Annotated in this window: 18 protein-coding genes; 11 read left to right on the top strand and 7 right to left on the bottom strand. The window is 70.7% G+C overall.

Features of this window, described 5'->3' with window-relative positions; genetic code table 11:
* Positions 1–230: 230 nt before the first annotated feature.
* The 4 genes from GT007_RS10145 to GT007_RS10130 form a co-directional block, all read right to left on the bottom strand.
* A complete protein-coding gene (locus GT007_RS10145; RefSeq protein ID WP_160121479.1) occupies positions 231–947 on the bottom strand; it encodes a hypothetical protein in 717 nt (238 codons plus the stop codon).
* A gap of 89 nt (positions 948–1,036) precedes the next feature.
* Positions 1,037–1,375 (bottom strand): SMR family transporter, encoded by a 339-nt coding sequence (locus tag GT007_RS10140; RefSeq protein WP_160121478.1) that lies wholly within the window; start codon positions 1,373–1,375, stop codon positions 1,037–1,039.
* Positions 1,372–2,334: a glycosyltransferase family 2 protein gene (locus GT007_RS10135; protein ID WP_160121477.1), complete on the bottom strand. Its 963-nt coding sequence runs from the start codon at positions 2,332–2,334 to the stop codon at positions 1,372–1,374. Before GT007_RS10135 ends, GT007_RS10140 begins: the two co-directional genes overlap by 4 nt.
* Before the next feature lie 10 nt (positions 2,335–2,344).
* On the bottom strand, positions 2,345–3,103 hold the full coding sequence (locus tag GT007_RS10130; RefSeq protein WP_236571592.1) for a class I SAM-dependent methyltransferase: 759 nt from the start codon (positions 3,101–3,103) through the stop codon (positions 2,345–2,347).
* 113 nt (positions 3,104–3,216) lie between these two features.
* On the opposite strand from GT007_RS10130, the gene GT007_RS10125 reads away from it, so the two are divergent.
* Genes GT007_RS10125 through GT007_RS10105 form a run of 5 tightly spaced genes read left to right on the top strand, consistent with a single transcriptional unit; the run spans position 3,217 to position 8,339 of the window.
* Positions 3,217–4,836 carry a hypothetical protein gene (locus GT007_RS10125; RefSeq protein ID WP_160121476.1) on the top strand — a complete coding sequence of 540 codons (1,620 nt, stop codon included), beginning with the start codon at positions 3,217–3,219 and terminating at the stop codon, positions 4,834–4,836.
* A 2-nt stretch (positions 4,837–4,838) separates the two neighbouring features.
* The gene (locus tag GT007_RS10120) at positions 4,839–5,669 is read left to right on the top strand and encodes an HTD2 family dehydratase (protein ID WP_160121475.1); all 831 of its coding nucleotides are present in this window, start codon (positions 4,839–4,841) and stop codon (positions 5,667–5,669) included.
* Between the two features lie 30 nt (positions 5,670–5,699).
* Complete coding sequence (locus GT007_RS10115) at positions 5,700–6,596, top strand: DMT family transporter (protein WP_236571591.1); 897 nt, start codon at positions 5,700–5,702, stop codon at positions 6,594–6,596.
* Entirely contained in the window at positions 6,580–7,476 is an 897-nt protein-coding gene (locus GT007_RS10110; RefSeq protein ID WP_160121474.1) for a DMT family transporter, read from the top strand. Before GT007_RS10115 ends, GT007_RS10110 begins: the two co-directional genes overlap by 17 nt.
* Entirely contained in the window at positions 7,473–8,339 is an 867-nt protein-coding gene (locus tag GT007_RS10105) for an MBL fold metallo-hydrolase (RefSeq protein WP_160121473.1), read from the top strand. Before GT007_RS10110 ends, GT007_RS10105 begins: the two co-directional genes overlap by 4 nt.
* Positions 8,340–8,597: 258 nt before the next feature.
* Here GT007_RS10105 and GT007_RS10100 read toward each other — a convergent pair whose 3' ends face one another.
* Entirely contained in the window at positions 8,598–9,653 is a 1,056-nt protein-coding gene (locus GT007_RS10100; RefSeq protein WP_201451867.1) for a threonine aldolase family protein, read from the bottom strand.
* 188 nt (positions 9,654–9,841) lie between these two features.
* On the opposite strand from GT007_RS10100, the gene GT007_RS10095 reads away from it, so the two are divergent.
* From GT007_RS10095 to GT007_RS10070, 6 genes are all read left to right on the top strand, one after another.
* On the top strand, positions 9,842–10,819 hold the full coding sequence (locus GT007_RS10095; RefSeq protein ID WP_160121472.1) for a 2-keto-3-deoxygluconate permease: 978 nt from the start codon (positions 9,842–9,844) through the stop codon (positions 10,817–10,819).
* A gap of 10 nt (positions 10,820–10,829) precedes the next feature.
* Positions 10,830–12,083: a four-carbon acid sugar kinase family protein gene (locus GT007_RS10090; protein WP_160121471.1), complete on the top strand. Its 1,254-nt coding sequence runs from the start codon at positions 10,830–10,832 to the stop codon at positions 12,081–12,083.
* Positions 12,083–13,105, top strand: a complete 1,023-nt coding sequence (gene pdxA, locus GT007_RS10085; RefSeq protein WP_160121470.1) for a 4-hydroxythreonine-4-phosphate dehydrogenase PdxA — start codon at positions 12,083–12,085, stop codon at positions 13,103–13,105. Before GT007_RS10090 ends, pdxA begins: the two co-directional genes overlap by 1 nt.
* The gene (locus tag GT007_RS10080; RefSeq protein ID WP_160121469.1) at positions 13,105–13,857 is read left to right on the top strand and encodes a DeoR/GlpR family DNA-binding transcription regulator; all 753 of its coding nucleotides are present in this window, start codon (positions 13,105–13,107) and stop codon (positions 13,855–13,857) included. Before pdxA ends, GT007_RS10080 begins: the two co-directional genes overlap by 1 nt.
* Before the next feature lie 86 nt (positions 13,858–13,943).
* Entirely contained in the window at positions 13,944–14,888 is a 945-nt protein-coding gene (locus GT007_RS10075; protein WP_236571589.1) for an SPFH domain-containing protein, read from the top strand.
* On the top strand, positions 14,888–15,307 hold the full coding sequence (locus tag GT007_RS10070; protein WP_160121468.1) for an NfeD family protein: 420 nt from the start codon (positions 14,888–14,890) through the stop codon (positions 15,305–15,307). Before GT007_RS10075 ends, GT007_RS10070 begins: the two co-directional genes overlap by 1 nt.
* 42 nt (positions 15,308–15,349) lie before the next feature.
* Here GT007_RS10070 and GT007_RS10065 read toward each other — a convergent pair whose 3' ends face one another.
* Both GT007_RS10065 and GT007_RS22395 read right to left on the bottom strand, forming a co-directional pair.
* Positions 15,350–16,018, bottom strand: a complete 669-nt coding sequence (locus GT007_RS10065) for an NUDIX hydrolase (protein ID WP_236571588.1) — start codon at positions 16,016–16,018, stop codon at positions 15,350–15,352.
* Positions 16,011–16,820 carry a nitroreductase family protein gene (locus GT007_RS22395; protein ID WP_160121466.1) on the bottom strand — a complete coding sequence of 270 codons (810 nt, stop codon included), beginning with the start codon at positions 16,818–16,820 and terminating at the stop codon, positions 16,011–16,013. The genes GT007_RS10065 and GT007_RS22395 overlap by 8 nt, the downstream gene beginning before the upstream one ends.
* Positions 16,821–16,844 lie beyond the last annotated feature (24 nt).

Genomic DNA, 16,844 nt, shown 5'->3' with positions numbered 1-16,844 from the left:
CGGTGAGATCGGCCGCGAACAGCTTGGCGAACAGCCGGAACTGGGGCTCGGAAAGTTTGGAACTTTTGACGTACCGGTTCACAAGTCTTTTCATAGCATTAGCGACCTTTCAGACGCTCGTGCTAGTCGAGACCCTCCGCAAAAATATCGCATGCCGACCCGTGACCCGCTGGGGGGCACGCGGCCAAGGCCCGGCGCTTCCGTGGGCAGCCGGACCTGGATGAAAGGGATTAGCGCGGATCGGCCGCGTGGGATTCCAGGGCGGCCTGCAGATCCTCCGGCCGGGCGGGGCGGGGCTTCATCAGCGCCAGCGTCCCGGCGGAGCCCACCACCTCGAAGAACGGCGCCAGCGCGTCCTGATAGGCGCGGCGCGGCCAGTAGTCATGGATGGCCAGGTGCCCGCCCACATCCAGCCGCCCATGGGCGGACAGGGCGCAGGCGATGCGGAAGCGGCCATCCACCAGCACGAAATCCGCCCGCGGCATGCTGAACCAGGGCGCGCCCCAATAGCGCCAGCCGGTATCGGCGCTGGGCGCCATCAGCGGCCAGCCCCAGTCGCGGGTCGGGCCGATCTCGGCGTGCCATTGCACCATGCGGCCCTGGCGCAGGGCGCGCGCGGCGGCCGCCTCCTGGGCCACGCGGGCCAGCCAGGCCTGGTCGGAATCGACGGAGAGCAGACGGCCTTCGGCCGCGTCCAGCAACAGGCCGGTGCTGCCGCCGCAACCGAATTCCACCATGGTGCGGGAACCGCTGGCCGCCGCGCGCAGCAGCGCCTGCTCGGCGCCGGACATGGCGGGCGGCATCTCGGGCGGGGTCGAGGGCTGGGGGGGCCGCAGGCTGGTATCCAGCCCCAGGGCCAGGTCCGGCAGGCGGAAATCCGGCAGGCTGGCCACATCCGGCGCCAGCGGCGCGGCTGTCGTGGGCACCTCGGCAACGGTCACGGACATCGTCTTTCCCTCGGCCAACTGTCTCGACAGCGGCAGGATGCAGGGAAAGAATTAACAAACCGTCTGCTCGGCGCCCCGGCCGGGCGCCATCAGGCGCTGGCCAGCACCACCACGCCCGCGCCGATCAGCCCGATCGCCAGCAGTTTCTGCGGCCCCAGCCCCTCACCGAAGAACCACCAGCCCAGCACCGCGATGACGATATAGCTGGCCGCCGTGCAGGGCAGCGCCACGCTCATCGGGATCTTCCGCAAGGCGACGATGTACAGCAGCGCGGCCCCGCCATAGACGCTGAGCCCCACCATGGTCTGCCAACGGAACAGCTGGGCGAAGAAGCTGCCCGTGCCGTCGCCCGTGCCCGCCTTCAGCAGCACCTGCCCCGCCAGGGAGGCCGAGATGGCCGCCGCCAGCACCAGCCAATGCAGGCTCATGATTGGTTCCCCTCGATCCGGGGCGGCAACACCTGCCGCACCACCCCCTGCGGCTTGCCATTGGCCGACAGGAAGGCCCGGCCCACATATTCGCCCAGCACGCCCAGGATCATGAACTGCACGCCCGACAGCAGCAGCATCATCATCATCGACGACGCCCAGCCGGAGGGCGTGTCGCCCGTCAGGGCCTCGATGAACACGAACACCGCCAGCAGCAGCCCCAGCACGCCCATGCCGGCACCCGCGAACACCGCCATGCGCAGCGGCGCGACCGAGAAATTGGTCGCCAGGTTCATCCACAGCCGGATCAGCCGCGTCATGGTGTAGTTGGACCGCCCCACGGCGCGCGGGTAATGCGCCACCACGATGCTGTCGATGCGCTGCGTCACCTGCATGATCAGCCCGTCGATATACGGGTAGGGGCCGCGGTACTTCGTCACTTCCCGCACCACCAGCGCGGACATGCACCGAAAGGAGGACAGGTACAGCCCCTTCGGCTTGTCCAGCAGCCAGTCCGCCACCTTGTTCGCGAACTGGGAGCCGAGGTTGCGCCAGCCCTCGTGCTCCTTCTTCTCATAGCGGGTGTAGACCACGTCCCAGTCGCCCAGCCGGGCGTGGTCATACAGCTTGATGACCTCCTCGGGCGGGTTCTGCAGGTCGTCGTCCATGTTGATCACATAGGCGCCGCGGGCATGGCGCAGCCCGGTCATGACCGCGTTGTGCTCGCCGAAATTGCGCGCGTGCTCGATGTAGATCAGCGGCACGGTGGCGGTGGCGGCCAGCTGGCGGCACACGTCGCCGGAATTGTCCGGGCTGCCGTCGTTCACCAGGATGATCTCGATCCCGCCCTCGGGCTTCAGCGCCGACAGGGCGGCGACGAGCTGCCCCACCGTGTCCGCGCCACGATAGACAGGCACCACGATCGAAAGGCCGACGGGATGGGTGATGGGCTGGTCCATGGGGTGGTCCTCAGGGCCTGGTCGCGGAGACGATGACGGAACCGCCGGCGGGAAAGCGCAGCCCCAGCCGCATCAGCCCCGCCTCGAGGCGGGTGGCGGCGAACAGGCAGGCATCCAGCCAGGGCGGGAATTGGGTGACGTCCGACGGCGCGTCGGCCCGCGCGGCCAGCACCTTGCGCTGCAGGATCATCAGCGGCAGCAGCAGGGCGTTCCAGTAGCGGGCGCGCACATCGGTGAAGCCCGCCGCCTCCAGCTCCGCCGTGATGGAGGCGCGGGTGTAGCGGCGCACGGTGAACACCCGCGCGTCATGGGCCGAGCGCAGCCAGGGCAGCGCGGGCAGGTTCATCACCAGCACGCCGCCCGGGGCCAGCACGCGCCGGCATTCGGCCAGCATGGCGGCGGGTTCCGCCCCCGCGTGGCACAGCACGTCCAGGCTGAAGATGCCGCCGAACTGCGCGTCATGATACGGCATGGCGTTCACGCTGCCGGTGGCGACCTGCACGCCCGCCTTCTGGGCGGCGCGCTGGGCGGCATGGGCGTTGTATTCCAGCCCCACCATGGCCGTGCCCGGCAGGGCGGCGCCCGCCCGGCGCAGGAAGCCCCCTGTGCCGCAGCCGGCATCCAGCACCGGCAGGGCCTGGGCGGTGCCGCCGCGCGCATGCGCGCGAAAGGCGGCCAGCGCCTGCGCATGCATGGCCCGGTACCACCACATGGCCTCCTCGGCCGCGTCCATCAGGTCGTATTCGACAGCTTCCACAGGGATGCTCATGCCGGGCAATCACGGCGGGAACAAGTCCATGGCCGGGCCCCACCATGGCAGGCATGTCAGACAACCGGTTGCCCTGCGGGCAGGGCCGGTCAAAACTTGCCCCGATCACGCCCATGCCATCCAGCCAGAAGCCCCATTCCCTGCGGCTAGACCCCCCCCAGGGGGAGTCACCGCGCCCCGAGTGGCGCCCCCTGCCGGGGCGCGCGGCGGATGGCGCGCGCGGGCCGCTGGCCCTGCTGCTGGTGGTGCTGGCCGGGCTGCCCTGGCTGATCTGCGCCATGCTGCCGCCGCTGAACCACGATGTGGCAGCGGTGCTGAACTTCGCCCAGCGGATGATGGCCGGTGAGCGCCTGTACACCGACCTGATCGACGTGAACCCGCCGCTGATCTTCGTGCTGAACCTGATCCCGGCGGCGATCGGGGCCTATACGCCCATGGGCCCGGTGGCGGCGCTGCTGCTGCTGGTGCTGGCGTTGATGGCCGGCAGCCTGCTGCTGTGCTGGCGGCTGCTGCCCTGGCTGGACCTGCCCCCCCTGCCCCGCGCCGCCACCATGGCCGCCATCGCCATGACCGCGCTGTGCGCCGGCTATGACTTCGCCCAGCGCGAACACCTGATGCTGCTGGCGGGCCTGCCCTATCTGGTGCTGGCGGCCGCGCGCGGCGAAGGGGTGCGCCCGCCCCGGCGCCTGGTGCTGCCGGTGGTGGTGCTGGCGGCGGTGGGCTTCGCCATCAAGCCGCATTTCCTGGCCGTGCCCGGGCTGGTGGAGCTGTGGGTGCTGTGCTGCCTCGGCCCCCGGCGCTGGGCGGCGGACAGCGGGCCCTGGATCATGGCCGGGCTGTGGGTGCTGTACCTGCTCAGCCTGCCGCTGCTGTTCCCGGCCTATTTCGCCCATGTCGTGCCGCTGGTGTGGGACAACTACATCTCTCTCGGCGGGCTGAACTGGTGGCAGGTGCTGTTCACCGAGCGCCTGATGCCCGCCTGGGTGATGCTGGCCGTGCTGGGCCCGCTGGCCTTCTGGCGGGGGCCGCCGCTGGCCCGCGTGGTGGCGCTGGCCACGCTGGGCACCTTCCTGTCGGCCTGGGTGCAGAAAAAGGGCTGGTCCTATCACGTGCTGCCGGTGAAGCTGCTGGGCGGGCTGCTGGCGGCCATACTGGCCGCGCATTGGGCCGGGCGGGCCCTGGCCCCGGCGCGCGCCGAAACCGCGGCCCCGCGCGCCGCCGTGCTGGCCGCCGCCGTGCTGTCCTTCTTCCACCTGATGGGCAGCGAGGCGCCCTATCGCCAGATCACTTGGTCCTGGTCGCGCGCCGGCATCGTCACCCGCGAATTGCAGGACAGCGCGCTGGGCGAACGGCTGCTGGTGCTCTCGCCCGATGTCTTCCCGGTCTATCCCGCGCTGAACTACACCGAGGCGCAGTCCACCCTGCGCACCATGACGCTGTGGCTGCTGCAGGGCGTCTATCAGGAATGCCCGCGCAACGGCGCCCAGTACCGGGAGCCGTGGGAGATGAGCCGCACCGAATTCTTCGTCTATCGCACCGTGGCCGAGGATTTCGCCCGCACCCCCCCGGCCGCCGTGCTGGTGGCGGACAATGCGGGCATCCAGCGCTGCGGCGGGCGGCGCTTCGACCTGATCGCCTATTTCAGCCGCCACCCTCTGTTCGCCGAGACTTTCAGCCATTACCGGGAAACGAGCGCCTTCGAAGGCTACAGGTTGTTCCGTCGGGAGGAATAAGAATGTCCAGCTACGCTGATTTCATCGGCAAGACCGAAACCGTGCGGGACCGCTGCGACCCGCGCCTGATCACGGGCTTCGCCGCCACGCTGGGCATCGACCCGCCGGCCGGCGACATGCCGCCGCTGTGGCATTGGATGCTGTTCCAGGACTGGAAGAAGCCCGACGGCATCGGCCCCGACGGCCACCCCAAGCGCGGCGGCTTCCTGCCGCCCGTGCACCATCTGGCGCGCCGCATGTGGGCCGGCGGTCGGCTGACCTTCCTGGCGCACGGCATCCAGGCCGATGACATCGTGACCCGCCGCTCCACCATCCTGGATATCCAGGAAAAGAAGGGCGGCAGCGGCGAGCTGGTCTTCGTGACCGTGAAGCACGTGATCAGCGGCCCGCGCGGCCCGGTGCTGGAGGAAGAGCAGGACATCGTCTATCGCGGCATGGAGGGTGCCGCCGTGAAGGCCGCCCCCGCCGCGCCCGAGATCCCGGGCGCCATCAGCACCACCGTGATGCCGGACAGCCTGATGCTGTTCCGCTACTCCGCGCTGACGGGCAACGGGCACCGCATCCATTACGACTACCCCTATGTGACCGGCGAGGAAGGCTACCCTGGCCTGGTGGTGCATGGGCCGTTGCAGGCCACCTTCCTGGCGGCGCACGCGCTGGCCCTGGCGGGCCCGGGCGCGAAGCTGGCGAAGTTCAGCTTCCGCGGCCAGCGGCCGGCCTTCGACGGCCGCACCCTGACGGTGCTCGGCACGCTGGACGGCAAGACCGCGAAGCTGGAGACCCGCGACCTGGACGGCGCGACCTGCATGAAGGCGGAAGCCACTCTTGCCTGAGGAAGGCCCAACACGGGGGCTGGGCCCGCTGTGACGCCCCAGCCCCGCGACGCGGCGGTCACCGGCATCATGCTGGCGGCCGCAGGCTATTCCATCATCGCCTGCGCCGATGCCGCCGTGAAATGGGTGCTGCCCCAGGTGGGTGTCGCGGGCGTGCTGCTGTGGCGCGGCGTGGTGGGGGCGCTGGTCGTGGCCATCGTCTTCCGCGGGCGCATCTGGCCCAGGAACCGCCGCGTGGTGTTCGGCCGTTCCTTCCTGCACGCCGCCGTCGCCATCATCTGGTACGTCGCCTGGATGCGCGGCGTGGGGCTGGCCGACAGCTATGCCGTCGCGGCCCTGGCCCCCATCATGATGACGCTGCTCGCCATCCCGGTGCTGGGGGAGACGGTGGGCTGGCGCCGCGCGCTCTCCTGCGGGGTGGGGTTCTGCGGCGCGCTGGTGATGCTGCAGCCCGGCGGCGCGCTGTGGCGGTGGGAGGCCCTGCTGCTGGTGGTGGCCGTGGTGGGCATGGCGATCTCCCGCGTGTTGACGCGGGTGCTGGCGCGCACGGATACCGCGGCCGCCGCCGCCTTCTGGCTGATGGCAGCCCACATCCCGCTGGGGCTGCTGGCGCTGCCCTTCTTCGAGGTTCCCGTCTCACTGCTGCCCACCAGCTGGGGGTCGGGCGTGGCGCTGCTGCTGTTCGGCTGCGCCAATGCCATGGCGCATATCCTGTTCGCCCGCGCCTATGCGCTGGCCCCGGTCGGCGCGCTGGCGCCGCTGGAATATTCGGTGCTGCCCTTCGGCGCGGTGCTGGGCTTCCTGCTGTTTTCCGAGATCCCGGCCTGGACGACCTGGCTCGGCGCCAGCATCGTGATCGGCGCGGGCATCTACAACCTTCACCGCGAACGTATCAGAGCGAGGGAACGCCGTGCCGCTCAGGCATGACATACGCCGGGGCGCCACCTGCATGCTGGCCGCCACCGCGCTGTTCACCATCATGTCCAGCATGGTCAAGCTGGTGGCCGACCGCATTCCCTTCAACGAGGTGATGTTCTTCCGCGTGGCGCTGGCCATGCCCATCGTCTGGATCATCGTGAAGCGGATGGGCGATACGTCCGGCCTGTTGCAGACCAAGCGGTTCAAGGGCCATGTGTTCCGCGCCATGACGGGCACGCTGGCCATGGGCAGCAGCTTCTACGCCGTCACCCTGCTGCCGCTGCCGGAGCACACGGCGCTGTCCTACACCCAGCCGCTGTTCGTGACGCTGCTGTCCATCCCGTTCCTGGGCGAGCGCCCCGGCATCCATCGCTGGAGCGCTGTGCTGCTGGGCTTCTGCGGCATCCTGGTGATCGCCTTCGGCCAGGGCGCGTTCAGCGCGGGCGTCGATCAATGGATCGCCATCGGCATGTTTTTCGCGGTGGTGCAGGGGGTGTTCTCCGCCCTGACCACCCTGCTGGTGCGCGGCCTGTCGGCCACCGAGAAGTCCACCACCATCGTCATGTGGCAGTCCATCCTGATGACGATCTTCACGGGCGTGACCATGCCCTTCGTCTGGACCACGCCGCAGGGCACGGAATGGCTGCTGCTGCTGGGCATCGGGCTGACGGGCGGCGTGGCACAGGTGCTGCTGACCGAAGCCTATGCCTCGGCCCAGGTCAGCTCGCTCGGGCCGTATTCCTATACCTCGATCCTGTGGGCCAGCTTCCTGGGGCTGCTGATCTGGGGCGTGCTGCCCGGTGTGCCGATGGTCATCGGCTCTGGCATGATCATCGCGGCTGGGCTCTATATCCTGCACCGGGAAATGAGACGGACCAGAAAGCAGTGAACATCCCCTTCCTCCGCCAGGATGAGGCCGAGTACGGCAAGGCCCAGAACGTGGCGCCGGGCGTGCGGCGCGTGCTGTGCCAGAACCCCGGCCCCTTCACTTGGCGCGGCACCAACAGCTACATCGTGGGCGAGGGCCGGGTGGCCATCATCGACCCGGGCCCCGCCGACGAGGCGCAGCTGGCCGCCCTGCTGGAAGCCACGGCCGGCGAGGTGGTGACCCACATCATCATCAGCCACACCCACCGCGACCACTCGCCGGGCGCCGCCGCGCTGCAGGCGATGACGGGCGCGCGGACCTATGGCTTCGGCCCGCACATGACCCCCGGCGAGGGCGGCGACCACGACTTCAAGCCGGACATCCGCGTGGCCGACGGCGAGGAGATCGCGGGCGACGGCTGGCGCCTGACGGCCCTGCACACGCCCGGCCACTGCGCCAACCACCTGTGCTTCGGCATGGAAGGCAACGGCGTGCTGTTCAGCGCCGACCATGTCATGAGCTGGTCCACCACCGTGGTCAGCCCGCCCGACGGCAACATGCGCGCCTATATGGACAGCCTGGGCCGGCTGCGCGACCGCGAGGGGCAGGACAGCCTGTACCTGCCCGGCCACGGCCCGCCACTGGCCGACCCCATGCCCTTCCTGGACGCGCTGGCCACCCACCGGCGCCGGCGGGAAGCCCGGGTGGTGGCCGCCCTGCGGGAAGTCGGGCCGAGCACGGCGCTGGCCCTGGTCGGGCCGGTCTATGGGCCGATGGACCCGAAGCTGGTGGGGGCGGCCAGCCGCAGCCTGCTGGCGAACCTGGAAATGCTGGCGGAAGAAGGCGTGGTGGTCAGGCAGGGAGATGCCTGGGCGATGGCGTGATCAGGGGCCTTGCCCCTGAACCCCACCAAGGGGCTCCGCCCCCTGGACCCCCGCCAGGACCGTAGCGGCCCTGGACCCCGAGCCGTTGGCGCTACATCCTGGCAGCGCGCTTCCTATTGATATTTATAATATAATTGGTGCCCCGCCCGTCAGGATGGGCGCCAATCCGATGGGTTCCAAGGGCCTTTCGGCCTTTGGCGGGGTGGTCAGGGGCAGAGCCCCTGACTGGGGGCCTCGGGGGCGAAGCCCCTGAGTGCTTTACCCCCTGGCCGCTTCCAGCAACCCGTCGATCGCCTCCACCGGGGCGTCATAGCGGCACACCAGCCGGATCGTATCCGGCGCGCGGCGGTAGAAGTGGAAGTTCCGCTCGATCATCCGGTCGATCGTGACCGGCGGCAGCCTGGCGAAGACGATGTTGGCGTCCACCTGCTCCAGCAGTTCCACGCCCGGGATGGCGGCCAGCCCCTGCGACAGCCCGGTGGCGTTGGCGTTGGCCTGCGCCGCCAGCTTCAGCCACAGCCCATCCTCGACATAGGCCAGCAGCTGCGCGGCCGCGAAGCGCATCTTCGACCAGGTCTGCCCGGCGCGGCGCAGCAGGAAGCGCAGCGGCTCCACCAGCTCCGGCTTGAACACCACGATGGCGTCGGCGGACATGGCGCCGTTCTTGGTGGCGCCGAAGGACAGGATATCGACGCCCAGCTTCGTGGTGATCTCGGCGGGCCCGCAGCCCAGCCGCGCCAGGGCGTTGGCGAAGCGCGCGCCGTCCATGTGGAAGTGCAGCCCCTTCTCCCGCGCGAAGGCGCCGATCCCGGCGATGGCGGCGGGGGCATAGACGCGCCCGCGCTCGGTCACCTGGGTGACGGAGACGGCATCGGGCTGCGCGCGCTGGGTGTTGCCGATGCCGGCGGCGTCGAAACCCGCCGCCAGCTCCCGCGCATCGAACATCCCGCCCTCGCCCTTCAGCGGCAGCAGGGAGCCACCGGCGCTGAAGGCCGTGACCGCGCCGCCTTCCGAAAGGCGGATATGCGCGCCCTCATGGCAAAACACGCCGCCATAGCTGCGCAGGCAGGCGGCCAGGGCCAGGGCGTTCGCGGCCGTGCCGGTGGCGACCGGGAAGACCCGGCACGGCGCCTCGAACAGCGCGGAGAAGCGGGCATCCAGCAGGGTGCTGTATTCGTCCGCGCCATAGGGGGGCTGGGTGCCGGTATTGGCCGCCAGCAGCGCCGCCATGATGGAAGGCTCGACCCGCGCGACATTGTCGCTGCGGAAATCGCCCCGGCTCTGGGTCGCGGCGGTGGGGTATCGGTCGTTCACGGTCTGGGCACGTCCCTCATGCGGCGGGGGAATCTGCGCCCGCCGCGCGGCTGGCGTAAAGCCCGGGGGATGCCCGCAACCTTTGCGCGATTCGCGCTGAATTCCTCACGCGTACCTTGACTCTCTGCGGAATTGCGCGAAACCGGCAGTGATAAATGCGTATTGTGCGCACTTCCGGAGGAAGCCTCATGCAGATCCCCATCAAGAAAGCCATCGAACGTGTCCCCGGCGGCATGATGGTCGTCCCCCTGGCGCTCGGCGCCCTGGTGGCCACCTTCGCGCCCGAGACGCCGCGCTTCTTCGGCTCCTTCACCGGGGCGCTGTTCACCGGCGCGCTGACGATCCTGGCCGTGTTCTACGTCTGCATGGGTGCCAGCATCGACTTCAAGGCGACCCCCTACATCCTGAAAAAGGGCGGCACGCTGTTCGGCGTGAAGATCGGCGTGGCGATCGTGCTGGGCGTGATCTTCGGCCATTTCCTGGGCGAGGCGCCGATCACCTCCGGCGTCTTCGCCGGGCTGTCCACCCTGGCCATCGTGGCCGCGATGAACGACACCAATGGCGGCCTGTACATGGCGCTGATGGGCCAGTACGGCGAACCGCGCGACGTCGGCGCCTATACCGTCATGACGCTGGAATCCGGCCCCTTCCTGACCATGATCACGCTGGGCGTGGCGGGGCTGTCGGCCTTTCCCTGGCCCACGCTGGTGGGCTCCATCCTGCCGCTGGTCATTGGCATGATCCTGGGCAACCTCGACCGCGACATGCGTGAGTTCCTGAGCCGCGCCATCCCGGTCATGATCCCCTTCTTCGCCTTCGCCCTGGGTTCGGGGCTGGACCTGGGCAAGGTGTGGCAGGCGGGGCTGCTGGGCTTGGGCCTCGGCGTCGCGGTCGTGGTGGTCACGGGCATTCCGCTGTTCTTCGCGGACCGCGCCATCGGCGGCACGGGTGTCGCGGGGGTGGCGGCGGCCTCGACCGCGGGCAACGCGGCGGCCGTGCCGGCCATCGTGGCGGCGGCCAACCCGGTCTATGCGCCGGCGGCGGCCCACGCCACCATCCTGGTCGCGGCGGCGGTGATCGTCACGACCGTGCTGGTGCCGCTGCTGACCGCCTGGACCGCCAAGCGCGTGCACGGCACGCCCGACGGCAGCCCGAGCGGCAACTGAGGACGACGCGATGACCAGGCGCTGGCTGATATTGGCCGATGACCTCACCGGCGCCGCGGATTGCGGCATCGCCTTCGCGAAGCGCGGCTTCCAGGCCCTGGTGGGCTGGGGCGACGGCGCCAGCGCGCCGGAGGGGGAGGCAGAGGTGCTGGTCATCGACGCCGACAGCCGCCGCCTGTCGCCGGAGGCGGCGGGCATCCGCCACCGCACCCTGCTGGGGGCGCATCTGGCCCCCGGCATGCTGCTGATCAAGAAGATCGACAGCACCCTGCGCGGCCAGCCCGCGCGGGAACTGGCAGAGACGGTGGCCGCCCTGCGCGCCGCCGGGCGGCGCGGGCTGGCCATCGTGGCCCCCGCCTTCCCCGCCACCGGCCGCACGACGCAGGACGGCTGCGTGCGCATCGACGGCGCGCCATTGGAATCCACCCAGCTCTGGGCGCGGGACCACAGCTATCCCACCGCCGACCTGGTGCGGGTGCTGGCGGGGGTGGGGCTGCGCGCCCGGCTGGCGCCGCTGGCCTGCATCCGCGACGAGGCGGCCTTCGCCGCCGCCATCCGCGCGGCCCTGGATGAAGACCAGGACGCGCTGGTCTGCGACGCGGCGACGCCCGAGGATTTGCACGCCATCGCCGCCGCCACCCTGCCTTTCGCGGGGGATGTGTTCTGGACCGGCTCGGGCGGGATCGCGGCGGCGCTGGCCGCACGCATGCCCATGGGCACCGCCCCCTGCCTGCCGCCCGGCGCGCGCGGCGGGGTGCTGATGGTGGTGGGCAGCGTGGCCGAGGCCTCCCGCGCCGCGGCCCGCAAGCTGGTCGCCACCGCAGAGGTACAGCATGTGGTGGTGCCGCCCGAATGGCTGCTGGCCGGCCCGCAACCCGCCGAGGCCGCGCGCATCAGCGCCAGCATCGCCGGGCCGCTGTCGCGCGGCCGCGACGTGCTGGTGGAGATCGCGGCGGATGCCGAGGCCGACCTGACCCAGGGCGCGCTGCTGGCCGAACGGCTGGCGGCACTGCTGGAACCGGCCGCCCCGCATCTGGGCGGGCTGTTCGCCACGGGCGGGGAGACGGCCTGCGCGCTGCTCTCGCGCCTGGGCATCCATGGCATCGAGCTGATCGACGAGATCGAGCCGGGCGTTCCGCTCGGCATCACCCGGGGGGCCCATGCCTTCCCGGTCATGACCAAGGCTGGCGCCTTCGGCGGCGCCGACACCATCGCGCATGCGCGCGCACGACTGCGCGCCATGCTATACGCAGGGGCAGAATGATGAGCGCACAACAGGATACCCGCCCGATCGTGGCGATCACCATGGGCGATGCCTCCGGCATCGGGCCCGAGATCATCATGAAGGCCCTGGCGCATGAGGCGACCTATGCCGCATGCCGCCCGCTGGTGGTGGGCGACGCCACCCGCCTGCGCGAAGCCGGGGCCATCGTCGGCGGCGGGCTGGAGGTGAACGCGCTGGAAACCCCCGCCGGGGCGAAATACCAGCGCGGCACGGTCGATTGCATCGACCTGAAGCTGATCCCGGCGGGGCATCCGTTCGGCCAGCTCTCCACCATCTCCGGCGAGGGCGCCTATCGCTACATCGAGCGCGCGACCCGGCTGGTGGAAGCCGGGGAGGCCGACGCCATCTGCACCGCGCCGCTGTCGAAGGAGGCGCTGCACGCCGCCGGCCACAAATACCCGGGCCATACGGAGCTGCTGGCGCATCTGACCGGCACGCCGGAAGTGTCGATGATGCTGGTGGCGCCCAAGCTGCGCGTCATCCACGTCACCACCCATATCGGCCTGATGGACGCCATCCGGAAGATCGAGCCCGGGCTGGTGGAGCGCGTGATCGCGCGCGGCCATGCCACGCTGGTGAAGTCCGGCATCGCGGACCCGCGCATCGGCGTGTGCGGCATCAACCCGCATGCGGGTGAGAACGGGCTGTTCGGCCAAGGCGAGGAGGAACAGAAGATCATCCCCGCCGTGGAGAAATGCGTGGCCAAGGGCTGGAAGGTCACGGGCCCCCTGCCCGCCGACACGCTGTTCTTCCGCGCGGCGCGGGGCGATTTCGACCTGGTGGTGGCCATGTACCACGACCAGGGCCATGGCCCGGTGAAGGTGATGGGCCTGGAAGCCGGGGTGAACATCACCGTGGGCCTGCCGGTCATCCGCACCTCCGTCGATCACGGCACGGCCTTCGACATCGCGGGCAAGGGCATCGCCGACGACGGCAGCCTGCTGGAGGCGCTGCGCCAGGCGGTGGACCTGGCGCCCAAGCGCCGCCTCGCGGCGGCCTGATGAAACGCCGCCGCACGCGGCGCGATGAGATGCTGGAGGCCATCGCCTCCGGCGTCACGGATGTGGAGATGCTGGCCGGGCGGTTCGGCGTCTCCGCCTCCACCATCCGGCGGGACCTGCAGGCCCTGTCGGAAAAGCACGCGGTGGCCCGCACCTATGGCGGCGCCATCCTGGCGGCACCCGACCGCGAGACCAGCCTGCGCACCCGCAGCGGCCAGCACCGCGCCGCCAAGGCCGCCATCGCCGCCGCCGCGCTGCGCCTGGTGCAGGAAGGCGAGACGCTGATCCTGGATGGCGGATCGACCGTCGAGGCCTTCGGCCGGCTGCTGCATGGCCGGCGCCAGCGCGTGATCACCAACAACCTGCCGCTGATCCCGCTGCTGGCCTCGGCGCCGGGGCTGGAGCTGATCGTGCTGGGCGGCACGGTGCGGCCCATCAGCATGGGCACCATGGGCCCGCTGGCCGAGGAAGCCCTGCGCCGCCTGGGCGCCGCCCGCGCCTTCATGAGCGCGGATGGCGTGATGCTGGGCCGGGGCCTGTGCGAGGCCACGCTGGAACAGGTGGCGCTGAAGGAATTGATGATGGCCCAGGCGCAGGAGGTGGTGGTGCTCGCCGATGCCTCCAAGCTGGGCCGCGCCGGGCAGCCCTGCTGGGCGCCGCTGCCCCCGCACTGGACACTGGTGACGGATGCCGACGACGCCGCCTGCGCCCCGTTCCGCGCGGCGGGGGTACGGGTGGTGCGGGCGGGGTAAAGGCCGGGGCCATCCCCCGTTTGCGGTTTGACTCCGGGCCCCGCCATGCCCAGCTTTCCCCCGGACAATACGAAGGGGAGACGCTGGTGGAGATCCTGCTGACCATCCTGGTCGTGCTGGCGGCCTTGGTCGCCTTCCGGGGCATCAAGACCGTGCCCCAGGGCGAGTGCTGGACCGTGGAACGCTTCGGCGCCTACACCCGCCTGCTGGAGCCGGGGCTGAGCTTCATCATCCCTTTCGTCGAGGGCATCGGCCGCCGGGTGAACATCCAGGAGGTGGTGCTGGACATCCCCGAGCAATCGGTGATCACGGGCGACAATGTCTCCGTGCTGGTGGACGGCATCGTCTATTACCGCGTGCTGGAACCGGCCAAGGCGGCCTATGCCGTGCAGGACATGCGCAGCGCCCTGACCGCGCTGGCCATGACCAACATCCGCGCCGTGATCGGCGAGATGGAGCTGGACGCCACGCTGTCGGGGCGTGAGCGCATCAATTCCCAGCTGCTGCGCACGCTGGATGGCGCGACCGAGCCCTGGGGCGTGAAGGTCAGCCGCGTGGAGATCAAGAAGGTCGAGCCGCCGGAAAATCTCAGCCGCGCCATGACCATGCAGATGACCGCCGAGCGCGAGCGCCGCGCCGCCGTGACGCGCGCCGAGGGCGAGCGCCAGGCCGCCGTCACCCGCGCGGAGGGCGAGAAGATGGCCGCCGTGCTGGAGGCCGAGGGCCGCCGCGACGCCGCCTTCCGCGATGCCGAGGCGCGGGAGCGCATGGCCGAGGCCGAGGCCAAGGCGACCCGCATGGTGGCGGAGGCCGCCCAGGGCGGCAGCGATGCCCTGAACTACTTCATCGCGCAGAAATACGTGGAGGCGGTGCAGGCCCTGGCCGCCGCCCCCGGCAAGACCACGCTGGTGGTGCCGCTGGAGACCGCGGGCTTCGCCGGCGGCATCGCCCAGGCGCTGGAGGCGCTGCGGTTGGGCCCGCAGGCGGCACCCCCGGCGCCCCCGCGCAGCGTGCCGAATACGGGGGCGTGATGAGCGCCCCCATCTTCTGGGCCGCCGCCGGGCTGCTGCTGATGGTGGCGGAGGTGCTGCTGCCCGGCATCTTCCTGGTCTGGATCGGGCTGTCGGCGCTGATCGTGGGGGCGCTGGCCTGGGCCTTCGCGCTGGGCGGCATGGCGCAGGTGCTGGCCTTCGTGCTGGTGCTGGCCGCGATCATGGGCGCGATCTGGAAAAGCGGCCTGCACCGCCGCCGGCAGGATAGCCTGAACGCCCCCGCGATCGGGACCGTGGGGCGGGTGGTGCACGCGCTGGAATTCGCCGATGGGCGCGGACGGGTCAGGCTGGGCGATTCCGACTGGCAGGCCCGGCTGGCGGGGGGCGGCACCGACCCCGCGCCGGGAACCGCCCTGAAGGTGGTGGGCGTGGATGGGATAACCCTGGTGGTGCGTTAGCGCGGCTTTTTCACGATCATCTTTACCCGATCGGGTGATGATCTACCGCTCCACCCGCCGCGAATCCCGCCCCACGAACTTCACCAGCTCCCGCCCCGCGCGCTGGCTTTCCGGCAGCGCGTGCCAGCGCAGGAACTCCGCCAGGATCATCGCCGTGATGCCCGCCATCCGCGCCCGCTTCGCGGCCTCCGGCGAGTAGAAATCCAGCTCCCCCAGCTCTCCGCTGCCATGGATCTTGCCATGCGCGGCCTCCGCGCGCGCCACCACGAAGCGCGCGTTGAAGCGGATCGGCCGGTCCGCCGGCGTCACCGCGCGGCAGAGGTAGTCCAGCGCCGCCAGGTCCGGCAGCACATGCGGGCCGCGCAGCTGGCCCAGCACCAGGGCGGTTTCCTCATGCAGCTCCCGCACGGCGGCGATGGCGCAGGCCCGGGCGATGCGCGCATCGCCCACCCGGCTCAGCCCGTGCAGGGCCTCCGGCCGCAGTTCCGTCAGCGCGGGGGCACGGGCGTCGGCGGGGTCCACCCGGCCGCCCGGGAACACCATCACATCGGGCATGAAGCGCAGCGCGGGGTGGCGGCGGCCCATCAGCAGCTCCGGCCCCTCCGGCCCTTCACGCCACAGCAGCAGGGACGCCGCGTGGCGCGGCTTCACCGGGCGGCGGGCGCGGCCCGAGACATCCGCGCCGCCGGGATTGTCGAAGGGCTCAGTCAAGCGCGAAACCCCGGAATCGCAGCCAGGCGCGGAAGCCCGCGCGCTCCGGCACGCCCAATTGGCGGGCGCTGTTGGCGCTCCAGCTTTCCTTGGCGGGGCCGAACACCTCCGGGTAACGCGGGTTGGCCGGCGGGCGCAGCGCGTCATAGGCCGGCAGCGCCGCCTCCAGCCCGCTGTCGTCATAGGTCTCGTGGTGCACCACCACATCCGGCGGCAGGCGCGGCGAGGGCGCGTTGCGCGATTCCGGCCAGCCCAGCGTCAGCCCCGCCACCGGGAACACGCCCTTGGGCAAGCGCAGCATGGGGCCGATCTTCTCCAGATGGTTGCGCACGTAGCTGATCGGGCAGGTGCCGAGCCCCGCCGCCTCCGCCGCCATGATGGTGAAGCCCATGGCCAGCGAGGCATCCACCGCGCAGTTCAGGAAAGTGTCCATGTTGTCGTTCGCGTGCTCACGCCCATGCAGGGCGCAGATGCGCCGCCCGCGGTTCATGTCGCCGCAAAAGATGAGCAGCGCGGGCGCATCCGCGATCCAGGGCATGGTGCCGATCCAGCCGGCGATGGCCGCGATCTTCGCGGGGTCGCGCAGCACGATGATGGAATACTGCTGCAGATCGGATTTGCTGGGGGCCGATTGCGCGGCGGCCAGCACCGTGGCCAGCAATGGCTCCGGGATCGCCTCATTGCGGTAACGGCGGGTCACGCGGCGGTCGAGCAGCGCGGCCAGGGCGGGGGCGATCTCGGCGGGGGGCTCAAAGGGCACAGCGCCATAGCGCGCGCGGAGCAGATCCTGGACGTTTGTCATGGCCGCATGATGGGGCCGGGGGCG

Source organism: Rhodovarius lipocyclicus, from assembly GCF_009900765.1.
In the GTDB taxonomy this organism is placed as follows: domain Bacteria; phylum Pseudomonadota; class Alphaproteobacteria; order Acetobacterales; family Acetobacteraceae; genus Rhodovarius; species Rhodovarius lipocyclicus.
This window is presented reverse-complemented; position numbering and strand designations above follow the sequence as displayed.